This window comes from Streptomyces shaanxiensis, assembly GCF_039537145.1.
In the GTDB taxonomy this organism is placed as follows: domain Bacteria; phylum Actinomycetota; class Actinomycetes; order Streptomycetales; family Streptomycetaceae; genus Streptomyces; species Streptomyces shaanxiensis.
Genome location: NZ_BAAAZY010000032.1, coordinates 53,925 through 75,535 on the forward strand (window position 1 = coordinate 53,925; position 21,611 = coordinate 75,535).

The 21,611-nt window shown below is 70.2% G+C and carries 25 protein-coding genes; 8 read left to right on the forward strand and 17 right to left on the reverse strand.

All coding sequences use genetic code 11. The features are described 5' to 3' along the window. Positions 1 to 24: 24 nt before the first annotated feature. From ABD932_RS41385 to ABD932_RS41395, 3 genes are all read right to left on the reverse strand, one after another. Complete coding sequence (locus ABD932_RS41385) at positions 25 to 534, reverse strand: MarR family winged helix-turn-helix transcriptional regulator (protein WP_126395132.1); 510 nt, start codon at positions 532 to 534, stop codon at positions 25 to 27. A 95-nt stretch (positions 535 to 629) separates the two neighbouring features. Beyond that, a complete protein-coding gene (locus ABD932_RS41390) occupies positions 630 to 935 on the reverse strand; it encodes an antibiotic biosynthesis monooxygenase family protein (RefSeq protein WP_345021350.1) in 306 nt (101 codons plus the stop codon). 23 nt (positions 936 to 958) lie between these two features. Then, a complete protein-coding gene (locus ABD932_RS41395) occupies positions 959 to 2,227 on the reverse strand; it encodes a cytochrome P450 family protein (RefSeq protein ID WP_345021352.1) in 1,269 nt (422 codons plus the stop codon). A 115-nt stretch (positions 2,228 to 2,342) separates the two neighbouring features. On the opposite strand from ABD932_RS41395, the gene ABD932_RS41400 reads away from it, so the two are divergent. Continuing rightward, a complete protein-coding gene (locus ABD932_RS41400) occupies positions 2,343 to 4,016 on the forward strand; it encodes an FAD-dependent oxidoreductase (protein ID WP_345021354.1) in 1,674 nt (557 codons plus the stop codon). 78 nt (positions 4,017 to 4,094) lie between these two features. Continuing rightward, complete coding sequence (locus ABD932_RS41405) at positions 4,095 to 5,057, forward strand: amidohydrolase family protein (protein ID WP_345021356.1); 963 nt, start codon at positions 4,095 to 4,097, stop codon at positions 5,055 to 5,057. A gap of 88 nt (positions 5,058 to 5,145) precedes the next feature. On the opposite strand, the gene ABD932_RS41410 is transcribed toward ABD932_RS41405, so the two are convergent. The 9 genes from ABD932_RS41410 to ABD932_RS41450 all read right to left on the reverse strand — a co-directional run bounded on the left by ABD932_RS41410 (position 5,146) and on the right by ABD932_RS41450 (position 11,345). Beyond that, the gene (locus ABD932_RS41410) at positions 5,146 to 5,466 is read right to left on the reverse strand and encodes a TcmI family type II polyketide cyclase (protein WP_126395127.1); all 321 of its coding nucleotides are present in this window, start codon (positions 5,464 to 5,466) and stop codon (positions 5,146 to 5,148) included. Next, the gene (locus ABD932_RS41415) at positions 5,451 to 5,909 is read right to left on the reverse strand and encodes an SRPBCC family protein (protein ID WP_250092794.1); all 459 of its coding nucleotides are present in this window, start codon (positions 5,907 to 5,909) and stop codon (positions 5,451 to 5,453) included. The genes ABD932_RS41410 and ABD932_RS41415 overlap by 16 nt, the downstream gene beginning before the upstream one ends. A 1-nt stretch (position 5,910) precedes the next feature. Next, positions 5,911 to 6,177, reverse strand: coding sequence for an acyl carrier protein (locus tag ABD932_RS41420; protein ID WP_345021360.1), 267 nt, complete (start codon positions 6,175 to 6,177; stop codon positions 5,911 to 5,913). Between the two features lie 40 nt (positions 6,178 to 6,217). Further along, complete coding sequence (locus ABD932_RS41425; protein WP_345021362.1) at positions 6,218 to 7,483, reverse strand: ketosynthase chain-length factor; 1,266 nt, start codon at positions 7,481 to 7,483, stop codon at positions 6,218 to 6,220. Next, complete coding sequence (locus tag ABD932_RS41430; RefSeq protein WP_345021363.1) at positions 7,480 to 8,748, reverse strand: beta-ketoacyl-[acyl-carrier-protein] synthase family protein; 1,269 nt, start codon at positions 8,746 to 8,748, stop codon at positions 7,480 to 7,482. Before ABD932_RS41430 ends, ABD932_RS41425 begins: the two co-directional genes overlap by 4 nt. Further along, positions 8,745 to 9,209 (reverse strand): cupin domain-containing protein, encoded by a 465-nt coding sequence (locus tag ABD932_RS41435; RefSeq protein WP_345021365.1) that lies wholly within the window; start codon positions 9,207 to 9,209, stop codon positions 8,745 to 8,747. The genes ABD932_RS41430 and ABD932_RS41435 overlap by 4 nt, the downstream gene beginning before the upstream one ends. Before the next feature lie 70 nt (positions 9,210 to 9,279). Next, positions 9,280 to 10,392 carry a SchA/CurD-like domain-containing protein gene (locus tag ABD932_RS41440; protein ID WP_345021367.1) on the reverse strand — a complete coding sequence of 371 codons (1,113 nt, stop codon included), beginning with the start codon at positions 10,390 to 10,392 and terminating at the stop codon, positions 9,280 to 9,282. Between the two features lie 315 nt (positions 10,393 to 10,707). After that, positions 10,708 to 11,004 (reverse strand): MTH1187 family thiamine-binding protein, encoded by a 297-nt coding sequence (locus ABD932_RS41445; RefSeq protein WP_345021368.1) that lies wholly within the window; start codon positions 11,002 to 11,004, stop codon positions 10,708 to 10,710. After that, a complete protein-coding gene (locus tag ABD932_RS41450; RefSeq protein ID WP_345021370.1) occupies positions 11,001 to 11,345 on the reverse strand; it encodes a DUF3817 domain-containing protein in 345 nt (114 codons plus the stop codon). The genes ABD932_RS41445 and ABD932_RS41450 overlap by 4 nt, the downstream gene beginning before the upstream one ends. Before the next feature lie 191 nt (positions 11,346 to 11,536). Here ABD932_RS41450 and ABD932_RS41455 point away from each other — a divergent pair, with 191 nt between their 5' ends. From ABD932_RS41455 to ABD932_RS41470, 4 genes are all read left to right on the forward strand, one after another. Then, the gene (locus tag ABD932_RS41455) at positions 11,537 to 12,169 is read left to right on the forward strand and encodes an AIM24 family protein (protein WP_126400315.1); all 633 of its coding nucleotides are present in this window, start codon (positions 11,537 to 11,539) and stop codon (positions 12,167 to 12,169) included. Between the two features lies 1 nt (position 12,170). Next, on the forward strand, positions 12,171 to 12,821 hold the full coding sequence (locus ABD932_RS41460; protein WP_345021372.1) for an AIM24 family protein: 651 nt from the start codon (positions 12,171 to 12,173) through the stop codon (positions 12,819 to 12,821). Then, positions 12,818 to 13,615, forward strand: a complete 798-nt coding sequence (locus ABD932_RS41465) for an AIM24 family protein (protein ID WP_345021374.1) — start codon at positions 12,818 to 12,820, stop codon at positions 13,613 to 13,615. The genes ABD932_RS41460 and ABD932_RS41465 overlap by 4 nt, the downstream gene beginning before the upstream one ends. Before the next feature lie 113 nt (positions 13,616 to 13,728). Further along, positions 13,729 to 14,205 carry a MarR family winged helix-turn-helix transcriptional regulator gene (locus tag ABD932_RS41470; protein WP_345021376.1) on the forward strand — a complete coding sequence of 159 codons (477 nt, stop codon included), beginning with the start codon at positions 13,729 to 13,731 and terminating at the stop codon, positions 14,203 to 14,205. Positions 14,206 to 14,238: 33 nt separating this feature from the next. Here ABD932_RS41470 and ABD932_RS41475 read toward each other — a convergent pair whose 3' ends face one another. After that, positions 14,239 to 15,669: an ATP-binding protein gene (locus tag ABD932_RS41475; protein ID WP_345021378.1), complete on the reverse strand. Its 1,431-nt coding sequence runs from the start codon at positions 15,667 to 15,669 to the stop codon at positions 14,239 to 14,241. Beyond that, positions 15,666 to 16,334, reverse strand: a complete 669-nt coding sequence (locus ABD932_RS41480; RefSeq protein ID WP_345021379.1) for a response regulator transcription factor — start codon at positions 16,332 to 16,334, stop codon at positions 15,666 to 15,668. Before ABD932_RS41480 ends, ABD932_RS41475 begins: the two co-directional genes overlap by 4 nt. 140 nt (positions 16,335 to 16,474) lie before the next feature. Between ABD932_RS41480 and ABD932_RS41485 the strand changes: the two genes are divergently transcribed. Further along, positions 16,475 to 17,152 (forward strand): PepSY domain-containing protein, encoded by a 678-nt coding sequence (locus ABD932_RS41485; protein ID WP_345021381.1) that lies wholly within the window; start codon positions 16,475 to 16,477, stop codon positions 17,150 to 17,152. A 9-nt stretch (positions 17,153 to 17,161) separates the two neighbouring features. Here ABD932_RS41485 and ABD932_RS41490 read toward each other — a convergent pair whose 3' ends face one another. The 3 genes from ABD932_RS41490 to ABD932_RS41500 all read right to left on the reverse strand — a co-directional run bounded on the left by ABD932_RS41490 (position 17,162) and on the right by ABD932_RS41500 (position 20,891). Next, complete coding sequence (locus ABD932_RS41490; protein WP_345021383.1) at positions 17,162 to 18,403, reverse strand: MFS transporter; 1,242 nt, start codon at positions 18,401 to 18,403, stop codon at positions 17,162 to 17,164. A 289-nt stretch (positions 18,404 to 18,692) separates the two neighbouring features. Next, positions 18,693 to 19,649, reverse strand: coding sequence for a methylmalonyl Co-A mutase-associated GTPase MeaB (meaB, locus tag ABD932_RS41495; protein WP_345021384.1), 957 nt, complete (start codon positions 19,647 to 19,649; stop codon positions 18,693 to 18,695). A gap of 39 nt (positions 19,650 to 19,688) precedes the next feature. Continuing rightward, complete coding sequence (locus ABD932_RS41500; protein ID WP_126395111.1) at positions 19,689 to 20,891, reverse strand: acetyl-CoA C-acetyltransferase; 1,203 nt, start codon at positions 20,889 to 20,891, stop codon at positions 19,689 to 19,691. A gap of 149 nt (positions 20,892 to 21,040) precedes the next feature. On the opposite strand from ABD932_RS41500, the gene mce reads away from it, so the two are divergent. Continuing rightward, positions 21,041 to 21,481, forward strand: coding sequence for a methylmalonyl-CoA epimerase (gene mce / locus ABD932_RS41505; RefSeq protein WP_345021385.1), 441 nt, complete (start codon positions 21,041 to 21,043; stop codon positions 21,479 to 21,481). The last annotated feature ends 130 nt before the right edge of the window (positions 21,482 to 21,611 follow it).

The window sequence follows — 21,611 nt, forward strand, 5'->3', positions numbered from 1 at the left end:
GGGTCGGCTGTCCCCGGGCCGGGGTCAGCTCTCCTCGAAGTCGTGTGCCGCCACCCGCAGGGGCCGCAGCATCGCGAAGATCTCCGCGCACTCCTCGGCGTCGTAGACCCCGAGCCCGAAGTCCATCGCCATCAGGTCGCGCGTGGCCGCGTCGACGACCTCGCGGCCCTTGTCGGTGATGGAGGCGAGCGTGCCGCGCCCGTCGTTGGGATTGGGACGCTTGTCCACCAGGCCGGACTTCACCAGCCGGTCGACGGTGTTGGTCACCGACGTCGGGTGGACCATGAGCCGCTCGCCGATCTTGGACATCGGCAGCTCGCCGGCCTTGGAGAAGTTGAGCAGCACCAGGGCCTCGTACCGCGCGAACGTCAGCCCGTACGGCTTGACCACCGAGTCGACCTCGGCGAGCAGGATCTGCTGTGCGCGCATGATCGAGGTGATGGCGGCCATGGACGGCACGTTGCCCCAGCGCTGCTTCCAGAGTTCGTCGGCGCGGGCGATGGGGTCGAAGGGAAGACTGAGCGGCTTCGGCACGGGACCGACCTTACCGGCCGGTCACATGCCGGTCAGCCCTGTCTCGCCTTTCGGTCTCTCCCCTGCCTCGCCCGCGCCTCTCGCCTGCCTCTCCCCTACTTGTCCGCTGTTTCCCTGACCTGGAAGACCGCCGTCCACCGGTCGTCGTGCAGGCAGGCGTTCATCGGCTCGACCAGGACCTCGTGATCGGGGTCGGACCGCCACCGCTTGACCGACTCCAGGCTCTCCCACTCGCTGGTGAGCAGCCATTGGCCGGGATTGTCGATCGAGCGGCACAGCTGTTCGCCGAGGTGCCCGGGGAACCTCAGGGCGCGATCGCGCACGCCCTGGTAGGACTCCACGAAGTCCGCCTCCCGCCCCTCTCGGACGTTCAGCAGTCGAATGACGCGCACGCGTTCCATGGCCGCTCCCGTTCCCGTTCCCGTCAGGAGGGGTCGAGGACTACCGGCAGTTCCGCCAGCCCGCGGAAGGCGGGGAACGGTACTGTCATCCAGCGCGCGTCCTCCGGGGCCCCGGCCAGGGCCATGTCAGGGTGCCGCCCGAACAGCGTGCCGAGCGCGATCTGCATCTCCAGCCGGGCCAGCGGCGCGCCGACGCAGTAGTGCGGTCCGTAGCCGAAGGCGAGATGCGCGGCCTGGACGTTCGGGCGCTGGACGTCCAGCTCGTCCGGGTCGGTGAACATCTCCGGGTCTCGGTTGGCCCCGGTGATCGAGATCTGGACGAGCGCACCCTTGGGGATGAGCTGGTCGCGGATGACGATGTCCTCCTTCGCCCAGCGGAAGGTGGAGTTCTCGACGGAGGTCTCGAACCGGAAGATCTCCTCGATGGCCGCGGCCATGGCGGCCTCGTCCCGGAGTGCCAGCCGCTTCTGCTCCGGGCGGCTGAGGAGGTGGTAAACGGCGTTGCCGATCTGGTACGCCGTCGACTTGTGGCCCGCGAAGAGGAGCACCCACGCCGTCGACACGAGTTCGTGGTCGGTGAGCGAGCCCTCCTGGTCCTTGGCCGTGACCAGGGCGCTGAGCAGACCCGAGTCCGGCTCCCTCCGCTTCCGTGCGCACAGGTCCACGAGATAGTCGCGCAGATTGCCCTCGGCGATTTCCAGCGCCTTTCTCGCCTCCGGCCCGAAACCGGTCTGTGCGACGGTGGCGGACCATTCCTGAGCCTGTTTGCGTTCGTTTTCCGGGACGCCCAGGAGCTCACAGATCACATGGAGCGGAAGCGGGAAACAGAACTCCGGGAGGAGATTGACCGGACCCGACGTCGGGCATTGGTCCAGCAGCTCGTCGGTGATCTCCTGGACCCTCGTGCGCAGCGATTCCACCCTTTTCGGAGTGAACGTGCTGCCGACGATCCTGCGCAGCCGCGTGTGCTTCGGCGGGTCCGAGAACAGCATGTTGTCGTCCAGCGCGATCGACGAGTCACCGAAAATGCGGTGGTAGGCGTCGATGGCGCCGTACATGTCCTTGCTCAGCCGGGGGTCGGCCAGCGCGGCGCGCCCGTCGTCGTACCGCGTGATCAGGTAGGTCTCGACGCCGTGCGGCGGCGACAGCGGGCACACCGGCGCGTTCTCCCGGAGCGCGGCGTACACGGGATGCGGGTTGGCGCGGAACTCCCGGCTGCACGACGAGGCCGCGGCCGCGGCTTCTTCGGGCGACAGTGCCTCGGATTCCTCGGATGCGAACGCTTGCGTCATGGCTGTCCCCGGGTAGGCGTGGATTCCGGCGGTCGGATTCCGTCGGTCAGTGCCACAGTTTCCCGGGCCATGCCGCGCCGCAAACGGCACTGCGCCATATGGGTCGGGTCGCCGTATGACGTGTGGACGGGAGCCCGAACTGGTAAGCATCGTCGACGTGAGTGGATACGAAGCGGAATCTGTTCCAGTTCTCATCGTCGGGGGATCCCTGGTGGGTCTTTCCACTTCGGTTTTCCTGGGGCGCCTCGGAATTGAACACATGCTGGTGGAGCGGCATGCCGGGACATCGACGCACCCGCGCGGCCGCGGCAACAATCTACGCACCATGGAGATTTTCCGGACCGCCGGCCTGGAATCCCGTATTCGGGAGGCGGCCCGCGTTCTCGCCGGAAACGACGGCATTCTCCAGGTGGACACCCTCACCGGGAAGGAGCGCCGCTGGATCATCGGGGACATCTCCGGCGGCATGGACGTCTCCCGGGTCAGCTCCTCCGACTGGTGTCTGTGCAGCCAGAACGACCTCGAACCCGTCCTGCTGCGCTACGCCCGCGAGCAAGGCGCCGACATCCGCTTCGGCTCGGAGCTGCTCTCCTTCACGCAGACCGGGGAGGGCGTTCAGGCCCAGGTCATGCGCCGGGACACCGGTGAGACCTACACCGTGAACGCCGACTTCCTGGTGGCCGCCGACGGCCCCCGCAGCCCCATCCGCACCCAGCTGGGGATCGGACAGTCGGGGCCGGGCGAGCTGTTCCACAACGTCAGCGTCACGTTCCGGAGCAGGGCGCTCCAGAACCACGTGGGAGAGAAACGATTCGTCGTCTGTTACGCCACCAACCCCCGGGGCGAGGGTGCCCTGCTGCCGGTGGACAACAAGGAACGCTGGGTGATCCACGTTCCCTGGTATCCCGACCGGGGTGAGGCCCTGGAGGACTTCACCGACGAGCGGCTCGCGGCCCACATCCGCGCCGCCGTCGGTGTCGCGGACATCGACGTCGAGATCACCGGCAAGGCGCCCTGGCACGCCTCGAAGCGGGTCGCGGACAGCTACGGCGAGGGCCGGGTCTTCCTGGCCGGCGACTCGGCCCACGAGATGCCGCCCACCGGGGCGTTCGGCTCCAACACCGGCATCCAGGACGCCCACAACCTCGCCTGGAAGCTGGCCTCGGTGCTCCGCGGCTGGGCCGGCCTGTCGCTGCTCGACTCCTACGAGCGCGAGCGCCGGCCCGTCGCCCTCGCGACCGGCACGCGCGCGTGCGTCCAGGCCGCCGACGAGCAGCACCCGGGATTCAGTCCCGCCGCGGGGCGCAACAACGACCCGGCGGACCTGATGACCGTCGCCCTCTGCTATCGGTACGCGTCGAACGCCGTGGTGGGTGCCGCGCCGGAGCAGCCGATCGTCCCGGACGCCTTCCAACTGGGCGGCGAGCCGGGGAGCCGTGCGCCCCACATGTGGGTCATGCGAGGAGCCGACCGGATCTCCACGCTCGATCTGTACGAGCGTTCCTTCGTGCTGCTCGCCGGGTCCGGCGGGCAGAAGTGGCGGAGCGCCGTGGAGAAGGCCTCCCGGAACCTGGGCTTCCCGGTCGAGGCGTATCTCGTGGGCACGGGTGCCGATCACGACCTCGTCCCCGACCTGGACGCCGACTGGGCGGAGCTGCACGGCACGGCCGAGGACGGTGCCGTCCTCGTACGCCCGGACGGTTTCGTCGCCTGGCGCGCGGACGCCGCGATGCCGGACGCCGACCGCGTCCTGACGAACGTGCTGCAGACGCTGCTGAGTCGCGACTGAACCCGGCGGGGCTCGCACCGAGCCCCGCCGAGCACCCTCGCCGAACCCCGCCGACCGACCCACCCCTAGGACGTTGTTATGAGCCTTGCCGGACGCGTGGACGTCCACCACCACTTCACCGCGCCCTCCTGGCTGGACTGGGCCGAGAAGGAAGGCGTGGTCAACCGCGAGAAGCTGCCTTGGTGGACCCGCTGGGACCTGGACTCGGCACTGGAAGTCATGGACAAGACGGGCATCGGCACCTCCGTCATGACCGTCGCGATGCTCGGCCGGTTCCGTGAGCGTGCCCAGCGCCAGGAGAGCGCCGGTATCGCGCTGCGGGCGGCGGCCGACGTCGTCAAGAGCCACCCCCGGCGCTTCGCCTTCTTCACGCCCGTGTTCCTGGACGACCTGGAACTCTCCTCCTGGAGCGTCGAGTACGGCCTCGACGAGCTCGGTGCCGTCGGGGTGAGCACCAGAACGAGCGTGGACGGCGCGGTCCTCGGCGACGAGTCGCACGACCGCCTCCTGCGGGAGCTGGACGAGCGGTCCGCGGTCATCAGCACGCACCCCATGGAGGTGCCGGCCGCGAAGGACGGCGCGGGGCTGCCGGGCATGCCGCCCTTCGTGTGCGACTTCCTGATGGACACCACCCGGGCGGCCATCAACCTCATCAGGAACGGCACCCTGGACCGCTACCCGAACCTCAGCTTCATCCTCCCGCACGGCGGCGGCTTCCTCCCCTACATGGCCACCCGGCTCGAACTCTTCGGCGGACGTATCACCCCCGGGATCGAGCCCGGCCGGGTCCGTGACTACCTGCACCGGTTCTACTTCGACACGGCGGGCCCCATGTCCCCCTCGGCCACGCCCACGCTGCTGGCGACGGTGGACCCGGCCCGCATCCTGTTCGGCACGGACTGGCCGCCCACCCCCGCCCATGTCATCGCCGACAGCGTGACGCCCGCGCTGGACAGCGATCCCTTCCTCTCGGAGCAGCAACTCCAGGGCATCAACCGGGAGAACGCGCTGCGGCTGCTGCCGGCGCTCGCGCGTTCGTAACCGGCCGCATGGGACAGGCCGCCGTTGCAGGAGAAAGGCCGCCGCCCGCGCTCGGTCAGCGCGGGCGGCGGCCTTCCTCGTTCCTGCGTCAGCGCTCCCACTGGTAGAAGCAGCGCGCCATCGCGTCCTTCGGACTCCGCCAGGTCTGCGGGTCGTACGGGCTCACGAACGCTTCGAGCCGCCTGCTGATGTCGACGAACTCGGGGTGTCCGGCCACCTTCGCGATGGCGGGGCCGGGGTCCTGCTCGGCCTCGATGAAGTGCATGTACACATCGCCGAACTGGAACAGGGAGCGCTTGGTCACCCCGACGAGGTGCGGGAGTTCGCCGCGGTCGGAGTCCGCGAAGACGTCGGCGATGTCCTTGGCCGACTGGGGGGCCATCCTGGCGACGATCAGGGCGTGGTGCACGAGACCTCCTCGATGCGGTCACGGATGAGGGCGAGCTGGATGGGCGAGTTGCGGTTGATGTTGTCCGTCATCCAGGCGTCGTCGACCGGGGCGTCGGGCTTCATGGCGAAGTCCTGGGTCCAGTGCATCCGGGTGCCGGCGGGAGTCTCCTCGTACTCCCAGACGATGTTCATGTACTCGAAGGGTCCGGTCTCGACCCTGCGGGCACGGACGATGAGGTTCTCGCGGTCGGCGACCCGTTCCGAGACCCAGCTCCACACCTTGCCGTTCTCGTCGGGGTGCATGGTCAGTCGGAAGGTCACCGTGTCGCCCTCGCGGGACAGCACCTCGCAGGAGGCGTACTCGCTGAACAGCTTGGGCCATCTGTCCAGGTCGTTCGTCATGTCCCAGACGAGGTCGAGGGGTGCGGCGATGGTGATCTCGTTCTCGGTGTGTCCTGCCACCTCAGGCTCCTGTCGTGAGTGCGCCGTTGACGAGGTCGAGGAAGGCGCGGGGGCTCTTGCAGCGCTCCGCGTCGGTGGGCAGCGCCCGGCCGTGCCGGTTCTCCAGCTCGCCCACGATGCCGAGGAGGCCGAGCGAGTCCAGCCCGAACTCGGCGAAGGGGGCGTCGGCCCGGCTCTCGAGGTCGCGCGGGTCGACGGTGACACCGGCGCCCTTCTTCATCAGCGTGGCCAGTTCCTCGACGGTCACTTGGGTCACTTGGGTGGTCATACGGGTTCTCCTTGTTCTCTAGACGGCGGTTCCGGGGGCTCTAGACGGCGTTTCCGGGGCCACGACGCAGCACGAGCGCCGAGTTGGAGCCCATCAGCCCCCGGCTGAGGACCAGGGCCGTGCGGAGTTCGGCCGTGCGGGCCGTTGACGTCACCAGGTCGATGTCGTGGCAGATGTCGAAGACACCCGGCGTCGGGGGGATCTGCCCGTGTTCCATGGCGAGCACGGCGGCCGCGATGTCCAGCAGGGGTGCCCCGCAGTAGGACCGTCCGATGCCGGTCTTGGGGGCCGTGACGGGGACCTTGGTGCCGTGCGGGCCCAGGGCGTCGGCGAGGGCGAGCGCCTCGGCGCGGTCCGCCTCCGGTACCCCCATCGCGTCGGCGAAGACGACGTCTATCTCCTCCGGCGCACAGCCGGCCTCGTCGAGCGCGCCCCTGATGGCGTGCGCGAGCCCGTCCCGTGAGCGGTCCCAGCGCGAGGCGCCGGTGAAGGTGGCGGCGTGTCCCGCCACGGTGGCCCGGACGGCCGCTCCACGGCGCTGGGCCCGGTCCAGGTCCTCCACGACGAGGACGGCACCGCCCTCCGCGGGCACGAAGCCGCAGGCGGCCGAGGTGAACGGGCGGTAGGCGCGGGCCGGGTCCTCGACGGTGCTGAGTTCGCGGTACCCGAGCTGGCAGACGCCCGAGTAGGGGGCGAGCGGCGCCTCGGCCGCCCCGACGACGACCACCTCCGTGCCCCGCCGCACGGCCCCGGCAGCGTGCGCGACGGCGTCCAGGCCGCCGGCCTCGTCGCTGGCCACCACCCCACAGGGGCCCTTGAAACCCTTGCGGATGGATATCTGGCCGGTGCTGGCCGCGTAGAACCAGGCGATGGACTGGTAGGGCCCGACGAACCGGGAACCCTGCCCCCACAGCTTCTGCAGTTCCCGCTGCCCGAACTCGCCGCCGCCGGACCCGGCCGCCGTGACCACGCCGACGGAGTACGGCGAGTCTGCGGCACTGCTGCTCAGCCCCGCGTCCTGGAGGGCGGCGTCGGCGGCGGCCAGCGCGAAGTGGGTGAACTTGTCGGTCTGGACGAGGAAGGTCTCCTCGATGAGCGCCGACGGGTCGAATCCGCGGACCTCGCCGGCGACGCGGAGCGGGAGGTGCTCGCAGCCCTCCCTGGTCACTCGGTCCAGGACGCTCGCGCCTTCCTTGACGGACTTCCAGTAGGTGTCCGTATGAAGGCCGTTGGGCGCGACCACACCGATCCCCGTGACGGCGGTGCGCCGGGTTCCTATGTCACTGCCTATGCCACTACCACTCATCGTTTCCTCCCAGCCGGCCCCGTCAGAAGCACCGCGGACTGGAACCCGCCGAAGCCGCTGCCCACGGAGAGCACGTTGTCGAGCCGGCGGGAGCGTGCGGTGCGCGGTACGTAGTCCAGGTCGCACTCGGGGTCCGGGGTCTCGTAGTTCGCCGTCGGCGGGACCACCTGCCGGGCCAGGGCGAGGACGCAGGCGACGACCTCGATCGCGCCGATCGCCCCGAGCGAGTGGCCCACCATGGACTTGATCGAGCTCATGGGGGTGTCGTAGGCGTGGGCGCCCAGGGACTTCTTGACCGCGGCGGTCTCGTGCCGGTCGTTCTGCCGGGTGCCCGAGCCGTGCGCGTTGACGTAGTCGATGTCCGTGGGGTTCACGCGCGCGTGGTCGAGGGTGACGTCGATGGCCCGGGCCATCTCCAGGCCCTCGCAGGTCAGACCGGTCATGTGGTAGGCGTTGCCGAAGGTGGCGTAGCCGCCGATCTCGCAGTAGACGTGCGCGCCGCGCGCCCGCGCGTGTTCCAGTTCTTCGAGTACGAGGACGGCGGCGCCCTCGCCCATGACGAACCCGTCGCGGTTGGCGTCGAAGGGGCGGGAGGCGTGCGCAGGGTCGTCGTTGTTGGGCGACGTGGCCTTGATGGCGTCGAAGCAGGCCATGGTGATCGGGGAGATCGGCGAGTCCGACGCCCCGGCTATGCAGATGTCGGCGCGGCCCTCCTCGACGGTGTGGAAGGCGTAGCCCACCGCGTCGAGCCCGGAGGTGCAGCCGGTGGAGACGGTCTGCACCGGCCCCTGCGCGCCGAACCGCTCGGCGACGTCCGCCGCGAGGGTGCTGGGCGAGAACGCCCGGTGCAACTGCGGCTCCGCGGCACGGTGGTCGACGTCCCAGCGCTGCCCCCGTTCGCTGACCAGGACGTAGTCGTGCTCCAGCCGGGTCGTGCCGCCCACCGCGCTGCCCAGGGACACGGCCACGCGCCAGGGGTCCTCCGCGGCGAAGTCGACACCGCTGTCGGTCACCGCCTCCTGCGCGGCGACCAGGGCGAACTGTATGTACCGGTCGGCGCGTTCGACCTGCTCGGGGTCGAGTCCGTGGGCGAGCGGATCGAAGTCGCACTCGGCGGCTATGCGGGAGCGCAGTCCCTCGGGGTCGAACAGGGTGATGCCGCGAGTCGCGGTACGGCCGTTCGACAGCAGGTCCCAGAACGCCGGCGCCCCGATCCCGCCGGGGGCGACGACACCTATACCGGTGACCGCCACCCGCCGGGTCACGAGAGGACCCCCGGCCGCTCGGGCTGCCCGCCCTCCTCCTGGACGAGGGGGTACGCCATGCGGTCGTCGCTGATCTCCGGGGCCTCGGTGTCGACGTGGCCGAGCTTCGGGTTCGGTGCGAGGGGGCTCAGGTGGAAGACCATCCGGGCCTCCTCGTCACCGACGTTGCGGAAGCGGTGCCGCATGTCGATGGGGATCATCAGGCCCTGGTCGGACCGGAGGGAAAACGTTTCATCATCCAGGTCGACCTCCAGCCTGCCCTCGACGACGTACACGAACTCCTCGGAGTACGGGTGGTAGTGCTCGCTGATGCGTTCGCCGGGCCGAATGATGGCCAGGCCCATGAACCCGCTCGTGGCGCCCACCGTGACAGGGGTGAGCAGCGTGCGCAGGTCGCCGCCGCGCTTGCGGTTGGGCTCGATGTCTTTGATGTCCACGACGCGCGGGCGCATCTTCTCCATGGTCTGTCTCCAGGTCGGTCGATGGGGTGTGGGTCCCTCAGGGCCTGATCCACCGGACAGGCCCCGGCGGTCAGGACTGCGCAGCCCTGCGGTCGGTGATCAGGCTCATGTCGGCGTGCGCCAGGAGGCGGGTCGCCTCCCGCTCGCCGGTGAGCGGTCCGGCCATGCCGAGCGCGGCGCCGTCCAGCAGACGGGCCAGCACGGCGGGCTTTCTCGGGCCATGGATGCCGAGCGCCAGGACCGGATCGGTCTCGGGATCACCCCGTACGTCGATGAGACGGACGACGATGTCCTCGCGCTGGAAGACGGTGCTGCGGTGCACGGGGCCGGCCGGGTCGGCCGCCGCGGTCTCGTCCTGCCGGGAGAGCAGCCGGGCCAGGGCCATGCCGCAGCCCGGACGGGCCGGGTAGTACAGGGCGTGCCGGGTGATGTCGTCCGGTTCCGGTCCGCCGCGTGCCACGTGATGGACGGAGGGCATCGCGGCGCGGGCGAAGAACGCCTTCGCGGACTCGGGGTCGGACAGATCCCGGCGCTGCTCCAGATGCGGGTTGAGGGCCTCCTCGACGGCCCGCACCTCGGGCTGGCGCGAGACGTGGCGCAAGGCCGCCATCAGGTCGCCCTCCACCTCGACGGTGCGTACGACCCGGTTGCCGTGCATGAACAGGGTGGTGCGGCGCAGCCGCGTGGCGTCGTCGACGCGGGCCTGGGGCGGCGCGTAGCCGGCGAGGATCTCCGCGACCTTGGACTCGGAGCCGGGCTTGACGGTGAACGTCAGGGCGTGGCGCGTGACCCCGTCGCCGACCCGGGCGGCCGCCTGGAGTCCGCCGATGCCCGGGCGGGCGCCGCCGCCGGTCTCGCGGACGATGCCGTAGCGCATCGAGCGCAGTTCACGGACGCAGTTCGTCAGGGGCCTGACCGTCTCGAAGTGCTCGTCACTGTTCACCCAGGCGAGGTACGGCGGGGCGGTCGCCCATTCACTCGTGATGAGCCACTGGGACGGGTTCTCCAGGGACTGGCACAGCTGGTCACCGAGGTGACCGGGGACCGACGCGACTCGGTCACGCATCTGCTCGTAGGCGTCGAGGAACTCTTGCTGGGCGCCTTCGTGGAGATCGACGAGCAGGGTGACGCGCATCCTGGAGCCGTCGAACGCCGACTGGGATGTGTAGGGCGAAGTGGTCATCCGGCAGACCCTTCCTTCGCGGGAGCAAGCGGCGGCCGTTTCACCAGCGCGAACGCGGGTTTCGGCCCTGAGCCTTCATCGTGGGTCAGGGCCAGGGGGTCCGCGAGCCACGCGGGCCAATTGAGGGAACCGCCGATCGGGCGCGCCGGAATGCGCATACACGAGCGGCGACTTGACGCGCCCTCGAAGCGTGGCCGGGCGCCGGGGCCCGGCCGCGGTGCCGGCCCAAGTGCCCGTTCGCCGACCGGAGTTGGAAACGACAACGCGCCGGGGCGGACGTACGAATCCCGTACGTCCGCCCCGGCGCGCCGCTGCCTATTCGGCCAGATGCCGCTCCACGGTTTCCACCTTGGAGGTGAGACCGTCACTCACGCCGGGCCTGATGTCCGCCTTGAGCACCAGCGACACCCGCGGCGCCCGCTCCTCGACGGCGGCGACGGCGCGCTTGACGACGTCCATGACCTCGTCCCAGCTGTCGCCCTCGATGGACGTGAACATCGCGTCGGTGCGGTTGGGCAGGCCCGACTCGCGCACCACCCGGACGGCGTCGGCGACGTACTCCCCCACGTCGTCGCCGACGCCGAGCGGCGTCACGGAGAACGCGACGATCATGCGTTGACCTTGCCTTCCCTGCGGGCGCGAGCGGCGATCACCGCGTTCTCGGCCTCGCGCTTGAGCTTGCGGTCGGCGAAGAAGCCGCCGGTCGGCAGGACGGAGAGGACGAAGTAGATCGCCGCCGTCTTCTTGGACCACTTGGTGCGGTTCCACGCGTCCGCCCAGAAGATCACGTACAGGATGAAGAGAACGCCGTGGATCAGGCCCATCGTGGGCACCGCGTTGAAGTCCGTGGTCCGCTTCAGCACCGAGCAGACGAGCAGGAGCAGGAACGACACCGCCTCGGGGGCCGAGACGAGACGGAGGCGGCGGAGGGCGGTGGCGGTCTTGATGTCCACGGGTCACCTTCGGTGGGGTTCGGGGGGAGTGACGTCGGTCGGTTCGGATCAGCTTGTGAACGCAAGCACAAAGGCTCGCCCATTGTGGCAAACGCCGGGCCGGGGGTGGGGCTCGGGGTCCCGTCAGGGGTGAAGTCCACCTTTGGGATCTGTTGGCGGCAGGCGTCGGCGGCTACCTTCGCTGCGTGGCGATGTTCCGACTTCAGGGCAGCAAGGTGCTCGCCGTCGACATGACCGGGGACGCCGTGAAGGCGAAGAACGGCTCGATGGTCGCGTACGACGGGCAGATGGCCTTCAAGAAGATGAGTGGCGGCGGTGAGGGACTGCGGGGCATGGTGACCCGGCGCCTCACCGGCGAGCAGATGACGTTGATGGAGGTGAAGGGGCATGGGACGTGCTGGTTCGCGGACCGCGCCTCCGAGATCAACCTCGTCAGCCTCCAGGGCGACAAGCTGTACGTCGAGTCGAGCAACCTGCTCGCGACCGACGGGGGCCTGCGCACCGGCACGTCCTTCACGGGCATGCGCGGCGCCTCACAGGGCAACGGCCTGTTCACGACCACCGTCGAGGGGCACGGACAGGCGGCGATCATGTCGGACGGGCCGGCCGTGGTGCTGCGGGTCAGTGCGCAGTACCCGCTGACCGTGGACCCGGGGGCGTATGTGGCCCATCAGGGGAACCTGCGGCAGTCCTTCCAGTCCGGTGTGACGTTCCGCACGCTCATGGGCGAGGGCGGCGGCGAGGCCTTCCAGATCCGCTTCGAGGGGGACGGTCTGGTGTACGTACAGCCGAGCGAGCGGAACACGATCGCGGGGGACGTGTGACATGGGCTTCCGCGAGATCAACTCCAAGATGGTCGAGGCGACGGTCATGCCCGGCCAGAGGCTGTTCAGCCAGCGCGGCGCGATGCTCGCCTACAAGGGCGAGGTGTCCTTCACCCCCAACACGGCAGGCGGCCAGGGCGGGATCGTGTCGATGATCGGGCGCCGGGTGGCGAACGAGGACACCCCGCTGATGACCGTCGAGGGCAGCGGCACGGTGCTCTTCGGGCACGGCGGCCACCACATCCAGGTGATCAACCTCTCCGGCGACACCCTGTGCGTCGAGGCGGACCGCCTGCTCGCCTTCGAGGGCACCCTCCAGCAGGGCACGATGTTCCTCGGCTCGCAGGGCGGGGTCATGGGCATGGTCCGGGGACAGATCAGCGGGCAGGGGCTGTTCACGACCACCCTCAAGGGCCACGGGGCCGTGGCGGTCATGGCACACGGCGGCGTCTTCGAGATCCCGATCACCCCGCAGCGCCCCGTCCACGTCGACCCCCAGGCCTACGTCGCCCACCACGGCGACGTGCGCAACAAGCTGTCCACCGCGCTCGGCTGGCGCGACATGGTGGGCCGCGGCTCCGGCGAGGCCTTCCAGCTGGAGCTCAGCGGCAGCGGTGCGGTGTACGTCCAGGCGTCGGAGGAGAAGCTGTGAGCCACTACCCGGGCGCGGGCCCCACCGTGTACGACCCCATGACCCTGCCCTCCGACGACAACGTCAACGCCTACACCTTCTGTGTGGAACTCAAGGGAAGCCAGTGGTTCCTGCAGAAGGGGAAGATGATCGCCTACTACGGCTCGATGGAGTTCAACGGCGTCGGGCACGGCCGGCTCGACCGTCTTGTCCGTACGTCCTTTCATTCGCCTCTGCACGCGAGCGACTGGGTCGTCGCGGAGGGCTCCGGCAAGATGCTGCTGGCCGACCGGGCATTCGACGTGAACTCGTACGACCTCGAAGACGGCAATCTGACCATTCGCTCGGGCAACCTGCTCGCTTTTCAGCCAAGTCTCGCGCTCAAGCAATCGATCGTGCCGGGTTTTCTGACGCTCATCGGAACCGGAAAGTTCGTGGCCGCATCTAACGGGCCGGTGGTGTTCATGGAACCCCCGATCCGGGTGGACCCGCAGGCGCTCGTCGGCTGGGCCGACTGCCCGTCGCCGTGCCACCACTACGACCATGGCTACATGACCGGCGTAATGGGCGGTCTACGTGCACTGACAGGCCTCGGCGGGGCCTCCGGGGAGGAGCATCAGTTCGAGTTCGTCGGAGCCGGCACGGTGCTGCTCCAGTCGACCGAGACCCTCATGGCCGAGCAGGCCACGGGGGCGGTTCCGCCGGACGCCGGAGTACCCGGTTCCGGTGCGCCGCACACAGGCCCTTCACAAGTGGCTGGAGCACCGCGCCTTCCCGGACAGCTGGGAGACCTCCAGCGTCGCTTCGGGCTGTGAGCGGTAGTCTGCGGAGTGTGACATCGAACGTGTGAGCACACAGGGTTCACGCAGGTGTGTCACAAGAAAACCCTCACTAGTTCGCCTTTCAACTTCTTAGGTAGACTTCATTCATGGAGACCGAGACGGCCACCCCCTGGCTCACCGATGCGGAGCAGTGCGCCTGGCGTACCCACCTGGAGGTCAACAGGCTGTTGACGTACCAGCTCGAAAAGGACCTGCAGCCGTTCGGCCTGACAATGAACGACTACGAGATCCTGGTGAATCTCTCCGAGTCGGAGGACGTACGGATGCGGATGAGCGACCTCGCGTCCGCCACCCTCCAGTCCAAAAGCCGCCTCTCCCACCAGATCACCCGGATGGAGAACGCGAACCTGGTCCGCCGTGAGAACTGCGAGTCAGACCGCCGCGGGCTCTACGCCGTCCTCACCGAACACGGTATGGAGACGATGAAGAAGGTCGCGCCGCATCACGTGGCGTCGGTGCGGCGGCACTTCATCGACCTGCTGTCCCCCGAGGCCCTGACAGAACTCGACAAGGGCCTCAAGCCGATCGCGGAGCACCTGCGCGGCCAGCGCGGACGCCCGTAACCCGGGAGTCCGCGGCAGACCCGGCGCCGGCGCCTAGGGCCGATCCTGCGGCAGGCGGAGTTCGAACAGGGCTCCGCCCGCCGGCGCCCGGCCCACGGTGAGCGTCCCCCCGTGCCGTACGGCGACGTCGCGGGCGATGGCCAGGCCCAGCCCGGCGCCGCCGTCGTCGCGGCTGCGGGCCTCGTCGAGCCGGACGAACCGCTCGAAGATCCGCTCCCGGTCGGCCTCGGCAACCCCGTCCCCGTCGTCGGCGACGGCCGCGACGGCCCACGCCCCGTCCGTGCGGACGGTCACGGTGACCGCCGAACGGGCGTGCCGCTGCGCGTTGTCGAGCAGATTGCCGATCACCCGCTCCAACTGGCTCCGGGACCCGGCCACTTCCACGACGTCCGCCCGGACCGTCACGTTCTCCCGCCCCCGGGCCTCGCGCCGCGCGACCTCGCCGAGGTCGAACCGTTTGGCGCCCGGCGCCTCCCCCGCGTCCAGGCGGGCGAGCAGCAGCAGGTCCGCGGCGAGGCGCTGCAGTCGTACGGTGTCCTCCACGGCGCCCGGCACGTCCAGCAGCTCCGGGTGGGCCGCGCCCACCTCCAGCTGGGTGCGCAGGCTGGCGATGGGGCTGCGCAGTTCGTGCGAGGCGTCGGCGACGAACCGGCGCTGCTGTTCCACGGAGGTCTCCAGCGCGGCCAGCGTCTCGTTGGTGGTGCGGGCGAGCCTGGCCACCTCGTCATGGGTGTCCGGCTCCGGCACGCGCCGGGCGAGGTCCTGCGACGCGGTGATCGCGGCCATCTCGCGCCGGATGCCCTCGACGGGGCGCAGGGCACGCCGGGTGACCAGCCAGGTCACGGCCGCGACGACGCCGAGCAGCAGCGGGAAGCCGATCAGCATGACGGTCAGCGCGGTGTTCACGGCGCTGCGTTCGGCGTCCAGCGAGCCTCCGGCGTAGACGGTGAGCGGCCCCCTGCCCTTGGCCTCCATCGTGACGGCGGCGAAGCGGTAGTCGGCGCTCTCGCCGTCGATCGTCGCGGAGCCGTCGGTGAACCTGGTCCCCTCGCCGATCTCGCCCACGCCGTGGGTCGGGTCGTCATCCGCGTCGTCAGCGTCCTCGCCGCCCGTGCCCGTGTCGCCCGTACCCGTACCGCCCGTCTGCGGCTGGGGCTTCACCGCGTCGGTGGCCGTGCCGCTGATCCGCTCCAGGTCGTCGTTGGCCGCGACCAGGGTGTTGTTCGCGGCGACGACCTGGACCGGACTGTCGTCGTCCAGGTCCAGCTGGTCGTACGCCTTCCCGAGGTTGAGCTGGGCGACGACGTTCTGCGCCGTGCGTTCGGCGTCGTTGCCCGCCTGGTCGATCAGGGTGGACCGCAGCGACAGCAGCACCGCCGCCCCCGCCGCGACCAGCGCCACGGCGACGACGAGGGCGGCGCCGAGCGTGGCCCGCGACCGGACCGAGCCGAAGAGTCTTCTCATCTTTCCTTCTCCAGCCGGTACCCGGCACCCCGCACCGTCCGGATGAGCCCGGCGCGCAGCTTGCGCCGCAGAGTGCTGACGTACACCTCGACGATGTTCGGATCGCCCTCGTACGCGAAGTCCCAGACGTGCTCGAGGATCTGGGACTTGGACACCACCTCGCCGGCCCGCACCACGAGTTGCTCCAGGACTGCGAACTCCTTGGCGGTGAGGGTTACTTCGTCCTCGCCGAGGAAGACCCGACGGGCGGCGGTGTCGACCTTCAGGTCGCCGTGGACGTGCACGGGAGAGGCCCCGGCGCCCTGGCCGCCGCGCCGCAGCAGCGCCTTGACGCGGGCGACGAGGACGACGTACGAGAACGGCTTGGTCAGGTAGTCGTCGGCGCCGGTGTCCAGCCCCTCGGCCTCGTCGTACTCGCCGTCCTTCGCGGTGAGCATCAGGATCGGCACCTCGTGGCCGGCGGCGCGCAGGGCGGCACAGACGCGGTAGCCGTTCATGCCGGGCAGCATGATGTCGAGGATCACGAGGTCGTACGACCCCTCCGAGGCCCGGTACAGCCCCTCCCGGCCGTCGTGGACGACGTCCACGGCGTATCCCTCGGCGGTCAGGCCCTTGGCGAGCGACAGGGCCAGCCGCTTCTCGTCCTCCACGATCAACAGGCGCATGCGTACAGCCTGGCAAAACGAAGCTGAAGATCTCTTCAGGGGGCTTCAGGTTCCCCTCAGCGTCGGTTCGGCAGATTGATTCCCGTCGAAGCGAAACACCGCGAAACGACGCGAAACCGAATGACTCGGGAGGAACCGGAATGAAGCGCAACATCGTCATCGCCACCGTCGCCGCCGCGGCCCTGATCGGAGGCGGCACCGTCGCGGCCTACGCGGTCGGTGGCGACGAGAGCGCGCCCACCCAGCGGCAGTCGAGCGTACGGCTCACCGACGACCGGGACGACAGCGCGGAGGACGCGGCCGAGGACGCGGCGGAGATCACCGCGGACGACACCGCCGACGACCGGGACGACGCCGCCGAGGCCCGCACGCAGGTCCGCTCCGCCGCGCAGGTCACCGCCGCCGACGCGATCGCGGCCGCGCTGAGGCACACGCCGGGCACGGCCGTCGCCGCCGACCTGGACGACGACCGCGCGAACGTGTGGGAGGTGAACGTCGTGAAGGGCGACGGCACCGACTACGACGTCCGGGTCTCCGCGGACAACGCCAAGGTCCTCGGCGCCCAGCGCGACAACGACGACGACAGCGACGGCCGCGAGGACCTCGCCGCCCTGAAGGGCGCGAGCGTGGACGCCCGCGAGGCCGCGCAGGCGGCCGCGGCGAAGGGCACGGTCACCGACGTCGACCTGGACGACGACGGCCCCGCCACCTGGAGCGTGGACACCGCGAAGGGCGAGTTCAAGGTCGACCTCAAGACGGGCAAGGTCACCCAGGTCCAGGACGACGACCAGGACGACACGGCCGGCGACGACGACTGACGAACACCGTTACGCGAGGGGCACGGAAACCTCCGTGCCCCTCGCGCGACGCGCGCCCCGCGCCACAGCCACCGCCGTCAGCAGCGTCACCCCACCCGTCACCGCGAAGCACACCCCCGTCGGCAGCCACCCGACCAGCACCCCGGCGGCCGCCGTACCCGCCGTGCTCCCCGCGTTGACGGCCGTGTTGACCCAGGCCCCGGCCTGCACCCGGGCCTCGGGCGCGGCGGTCTCGTCGGCGATGAGATACGCGGTGGTGAGCGCCGGCGCCACGAAGAACCCGGCGCCCGCGGCAGCCGCGGCGAGAGTGCCCAGGCCCGGGGCGAGCCCCGCACCGACGAGCGCCAGCCCCAGGCCGGCGACCATCAGCGGCAGCCGCGCCCCGGCCGGACTCCGCCACGCGACGGCCCCGTTGAGCAGCCCGCCGACGGCGCTCCCGGCCGACATGGCGGCCAGCACCCAGGCCACGCCCGCACCGCCGTGGCTCTGCCCCTGGCCCTCGGCGAACGCCACGACCAGCAGATCGACCACTCCCAGCGCGAGCCCCACCCCCAGGGCGGCCCCCACCGGCCGTCCGAGCTCGCGCACCAACAGCCGCCCGGCGGGCCCACTCCCCCGTTTCCGCCCGCCGGGCGGCACCTCCCGCACCACCGGCGACGACACGAACCCGGCCGCCCCGGCCACCATCAGCACCGCCCCGACGACGATGCCGGCCGCCGGCGGAGCCAGCCCCACCAGCACGCCGACCAGCAACGGCCCCGAGACGAACAGCAGTTCCTCGGCCACACCGTCGAGGCTGTAGGCCCGCTGCAACAGCGGCCGCTCCGGGGCGATCCGCCCCCACACGGCCCGCATGGTCGGCCCCAGCGGCGGAGTGCAGGCCCCCGCCACGGCGGTGACGGCGCCCAGGACCAGCGGCGAGGCGCCACCCGGCCGCCACACGGCCACCGTCAGCACCCCGAGCGCGGTGACGTAGGCCGCGACCATCGGAACGAGCGCCCGGCACGGCCCGTACCGGTCGATGAGGGCCGCCCGCGCGGGCGACAGAAAGACGCTGGTCCCGGAGAACAGCGCCATCACGACGCCCGCCACCGCGTACGACCCGGACGCGCGGGTCACGGCAAGCATCACGGACAACGGGACGACGCCGTACGACAGCCTGCCGAGCAGGGCGGCGGCAAAGGTGCGGCGGGCATACGGGATCCGAAGAACGGCGGCATACGACGGCCGCGCCACAGATGTGGAAGACACGGGAATTCCTCGACTCGAGGCGAAAAAGGGGACGCGTGAGCGCCGCGACGATCACGGCCGACCGACCGTGCACCGTGCGCGGGCAGCGCGTGCCCTATGCCAAGAGGAGGTACATGCGGATCAACTTACCAGCGCGGACGGGGAGTTGCCCATGCGGCGGAGGGGGCCCGCAACCGCGTGAGGTCCTGAACGCCGGGACCACAGAAAGCCCACACCTGCGATCCGACGCTGCCCCTACCGACCGCCCAGTCGGCCGCGCGAGGAGCGGCCCCGAGTCCGGCAGGTCGGGTCAGCTCTTCGTCAGACCGGCCACCAACTCGTCCGCCGCCCGATAGGGATCCAGCTCCCCGGCGACGATCTTCTCCGCCAGCGCACCGAGCCGGCGGTCGCCGTGGAGGTCGGCGATGCGTTCGCGCAGGGCGGTGACGGCGATGGTCTCCACCTCGCGGGCGGCGCGGGCGCGGCGGCGGTCGGCCAGGACTCCGCGCTCCTCCATCCAGGCGCGGTGCTTCTCCAGGGCTTCCAGCACTTCGTCGACGCCCTCGGCGCGCGCGGCCACCGTCTTGACGATGGGCGGGCGCCAGTCGCCGGGGCCCCGGGACTCGCCGAGGCCGAGCATGTGGTTGAGCTCGCGGGCGGTGGCGTCGGCGCCGTCGCGGTCCGCCTTGTTGACGACGTACACGTCGCCGATCTCCAGGATTCCGGCCTTCGCCGCCTGGATGCCGTCACCCATGCCGGGGGCGAGCAGGACGACGGAGGTGTCGGCCTGGGAGGCGATCTCGACCTCCGACTGGCCGACGCCGACCGTCTCGACGAGGATCACGTCGCAGCCCGCCGCGTCCAGGACGCGGATGGCCTGCGGGGCGGCCCACGCGAGGCCGCCGAGGTGGCCCCGCGTCGCCATCGAGCGGATGTAGACGCCGGGGTCGGAGGCGTGGTCCGACATCCGGACTCGGTCTCCGAGCAGGGCGCCGCCCGAGAAGGGCGAGGACGGGTCGACGGCCAGGACGCCGACCCGCTTGCCCTGCTTTCGGTAGGCCGTCACGAGGGCGGACGTGGACGTCGACTTGCCCACGCCCGGCGATCCCGTCAGGCCCACGACGTACGCGTTGCCCGTCAGTGGGGCGAGCGCCGCCATGACCTCCCGCAGCTGCGGGGACGCCCCCTCCACCAGCGAGATCAGCCGGGCCACCGCCCTGGGCCGACCTTCCCTGGCCTGGGTCACCAGTGTGGAGACGTCCTGCATCACAGCTCCGTTCACAAAAGAGGTCCTACAAAGGAGAACTCAGGCCTTGGGTACCCGCACGATCAGCGCGTCACCCTGCCCGCCGCCACCGCACAGCGCGGCCGCGCCGACGCCGCCGCCCCGGCGCTTCAGCTCCAGGGCCAGGTGCAGGACGAGGCGCGCACCCGACATACCGATCGGGTGCCCCAGGGCGATGGCTCCACCGTTGACGTTCACCTTTTCGGAGGACACTCCGAGGTCCTTCATTGACTGCACCGCGACGGCGGCGAAGGCCTCGTTGATCTCGATCAGGTCGAGGTCGGAGACCTCCAGGCCCTCCTTCTTCAGGGCGTGCAGGATGGCGTTGGAGGGCTGGGACTGGAGGCTGTTGTCCGGACCCGCCACGTTGCCGTGGGCGCCGATCTCGGCGATCCAGTCCAGGCCGAGCTCCTGGGCCTTGGCCTTGCTCATCACGACGACCGCGGCGGCGCCGTCCGAGATCTGGGAGGACGAGCCCGCCGTGATGGTGCCCTCCTTCGAGAACGCGGGGCGCAGCTTGCCCAGCGACTCGGCGGTGGTGTCGCCACGGATGCCCTCGTCCTTGCTGAAGAGGATCGGGTCGCCCTTGCGCTGCGGGATCTCCACCGGGGTGATCTCGGCCTCGAAGATGGCGTTCTTCTGCGCGGCGGCGGCCCGCTGGTGGGACAGGGCTGCGATCTCGTCCTGCTCGGGGCGCAGGATGCCGAGGCGGGTGTTGTGCTTCTCCGTGGACTCGCCCATGGCGATGTTCTCGAAGGCGTCGGTCAGACCGTCGTACGCCATCGCGTCGACCATCTGCACCGCGCCGTACTTGTAGCCCTCACGGGACTTCGGCAGCAGGTGCGGGGCGTTGGTCATGGACTCCTGGCCGCCCGCGACGATCACGTCGAACTCGCCGGCGCGGATCAGCTGGTCCGCGAGGGCGATCGCGTCGAGGCCGGACAGACAGACCTTGTTGATGGTGAGCGCCGGGACGTTCATCGGGATGCCGGCCTTGACCGCGGCCTGGCGCGCCGGGATCTGCCCCGCCCCGGCCTGCAGCACCTGGCCCATGATCACGTACTGCACCTGGTCGCCACCGATCCCCGCACGGTCGAGGGCGGCCTTGATCGCGAAGCCGCCGAGGTCGGCTCCGGAGAAGGACTTCAGCGAGCCGAGCAACCGTCCCATCGGGGTGCGAGCACCCGCGACGATCACGGACGTCGTGCCGTTTCCAGAAGACATGAGGTGCGATCCCCTTCCAGCTTGGACAGCCGAGGAGTGAACGAGGGTTTACTTCGAATGTACTGAGTGGCACTCCGTGCCGTCACCGGGCCGTCGGTGTGATCGCGCGCACGTTGCGTAACCACCGCGGGAGCGCTGCACTGAACACCATGCTGACGCGAATCGACCACATCGGAATCGCCTGCTTCGATCTCGACAAGACCGTCGAGTTCTACCGGGCCACGTACGGCTTCGAGGTGTTCCACTCCGAGGTCAACGAGGAGCAGGGCGTCCGCGAGGCCATGCTCAAGATCAATGACACCTCCGACGGCGGTGCCTCCTACCTGCAGCTTCTCGAGCCCACCCGCCCGGACTCCACCGTCGCGAAGTGGCTGGACAAGAACGGCGAGGGTGTCCACCACATCGCTTTCGGTACGGCGGATGTCGACGGGGACGCCGCCGACATCAAGGAAAGGGGCGTACGCGTTCTGTACGAAGAGCCCCGGCGCGGCTCCATGGGGTCACGAATCACCTTCCTGCACCCAAAGGATTGCCACGGCGTTCTGACAGAACTGGTCACTTCGGCGCCTGTTGAGTCACCTGAGCACTGACCCTCGTACATATGGGCCGGTAGGGTTGGGGGCGGTCGCCGCTCACTCCAGGGTGACCCGGCCCCTCCGTCCTGACGGGGGGACCGTCCGGGGTCCGGGTTTCGGGGGACGAGGGTGGGGCAACAGCCCG

What these genes read in the sequence shown, in the direction of transcription:
- ABD932_RS41440 (WP_345021367.1), bottom strand. Translation starts at nt 10,392, where the DNA reads ATGACCACTTCGCCCTACACATCCCAGTCGGCGTTCGACGGCTCCAGG.
- ABD932_RS41425 (WP_345021362.1), bottom strand. Translation starts at nt 7,483, where the DNA reads ATGAGTGGTAGTGGCATAGGCAGTGACATAGGAACCCGGCGCACCGCC.
- meaB (WP_345021384.1), bottom strand. Translation starts at nt 19,649, where the DNA reads ATGCAGGACGTCTCCACACTGGTGACCCAGGCCAGGGAAGGTCGGCCC.
- ABD932_RS41390 (WP_345021350.1), bottom strand. Translation starts at nt 935, where the DNA reads ATGGAACGCGTGCGCGTCATTCGACTGCTGAACGTCCGAGAGGGGCGG.
- ABD932_RS41445 (WP_345021368.1), bottom strand. Translation starts at nt 11,004, where the DNA reads ATGATCGTCGCGTTCTCCGTGACGCCGCTCGGCGTCGGCGACGACGTG.
- ABD932_RS41485 (WP_345021381.1), top strand. Translation starts at nt 16,475, where the DNA reads ATGAAGCGCAACATCGTCATCGCCACCGTCGCCGCCGCGGCCCTGATC.
- ABD932_RS41405 (WP_345021356.1), top strand. Translation starts at nt 4,095, where the DNA reads ATGAGCCTTGCCGGACGCGTGGACGTCCACCACCACTTCACCGCGCCC.
- ABD932_RS41500 (WP_126395111.1), bottom strand. Translation starts at nt 20,891, where the DNA reads ATGTCTTCTGGAAACGGCACGACGTCCGTGATCGTCGCGGGTGCTCGC.
- ABD932_RS41420 (WP_345021360.1), bottom strand. Translation starts at nt 6,177, where the DNA reads ATGACCACCCAAGTGACCCAAGTGACCGTCGAGGAACTGGCCACGCTG.
- ABD932_RS41475 (WP_345021378.1), bottom strand. Translation starts at nt 15,669, where the DNA reads ATGAGAAGACTCTTCGGCTCGGTCCGGTCGCGGGCCACGCTCGGCGCC.
- ABD932_RS41480 (WP_345021379.1), bottom strand. Translation starts at nt 16,334, where the DNA reads ATGCGCCTGTTGATCGTGGAGGACGAGAAGCGGCTGGCCCTGTCGCTC.
- ABD932_RS41395 (WP_345021352.1), bottom strand. Translation starts at nt 2,227, where the DNA reads ATGACGCAAGCGTTCGCATCCGAGGAATCCGAGGCACTGTCGCCCGAA.
- ABD932_RS41470 (WP_345021376.1), top strand. Translation starts at nt 13,729, where the DNA reads ATGGAGACCGAGACGGCCACCCCCTGGCTCACCGATGCGGAGCAGTGC.
- ABD932_RS41435 (WP_345021365.1), bottom strand. Translation starts at nt 9,209, where the DNA reads ATGGAGAAGATGCGCCCGCGCGTCGTGGACATCAAAGACATCGAGCCC.
- mce (WP_345021385.1), top strand. Translation starts at nt 21,041, where the DNA reads ATGCTGACGCGAATCGACCACATCGGAATCGCCTGCTTCGATCTCGAC.
- ABD932_RS41455 (WP_126400315.1), top strand. Translation starts at nt 11,537, where the DNA reads ATGTTCCGACTTCAGGGCAGCAAGGTGCTCGCCGTCGACATGACCGGG.
- ABD932_RS41460 (WP_345021372.1), top strand. Translation starts at nt 12,171, where the DNA reads ATGGGCTTCCGCGAGATCAACTCCAAGATGGTCGAGGCGACGGTCATG.
- ABD932_RS41400 (WP_345021354.1), top strand. Translation starts at nt 2,343, where the DNA reads ATGACGTGTGGACGGGAGCCCGAACTGGTAAGCATCGTCGACGTGAGT.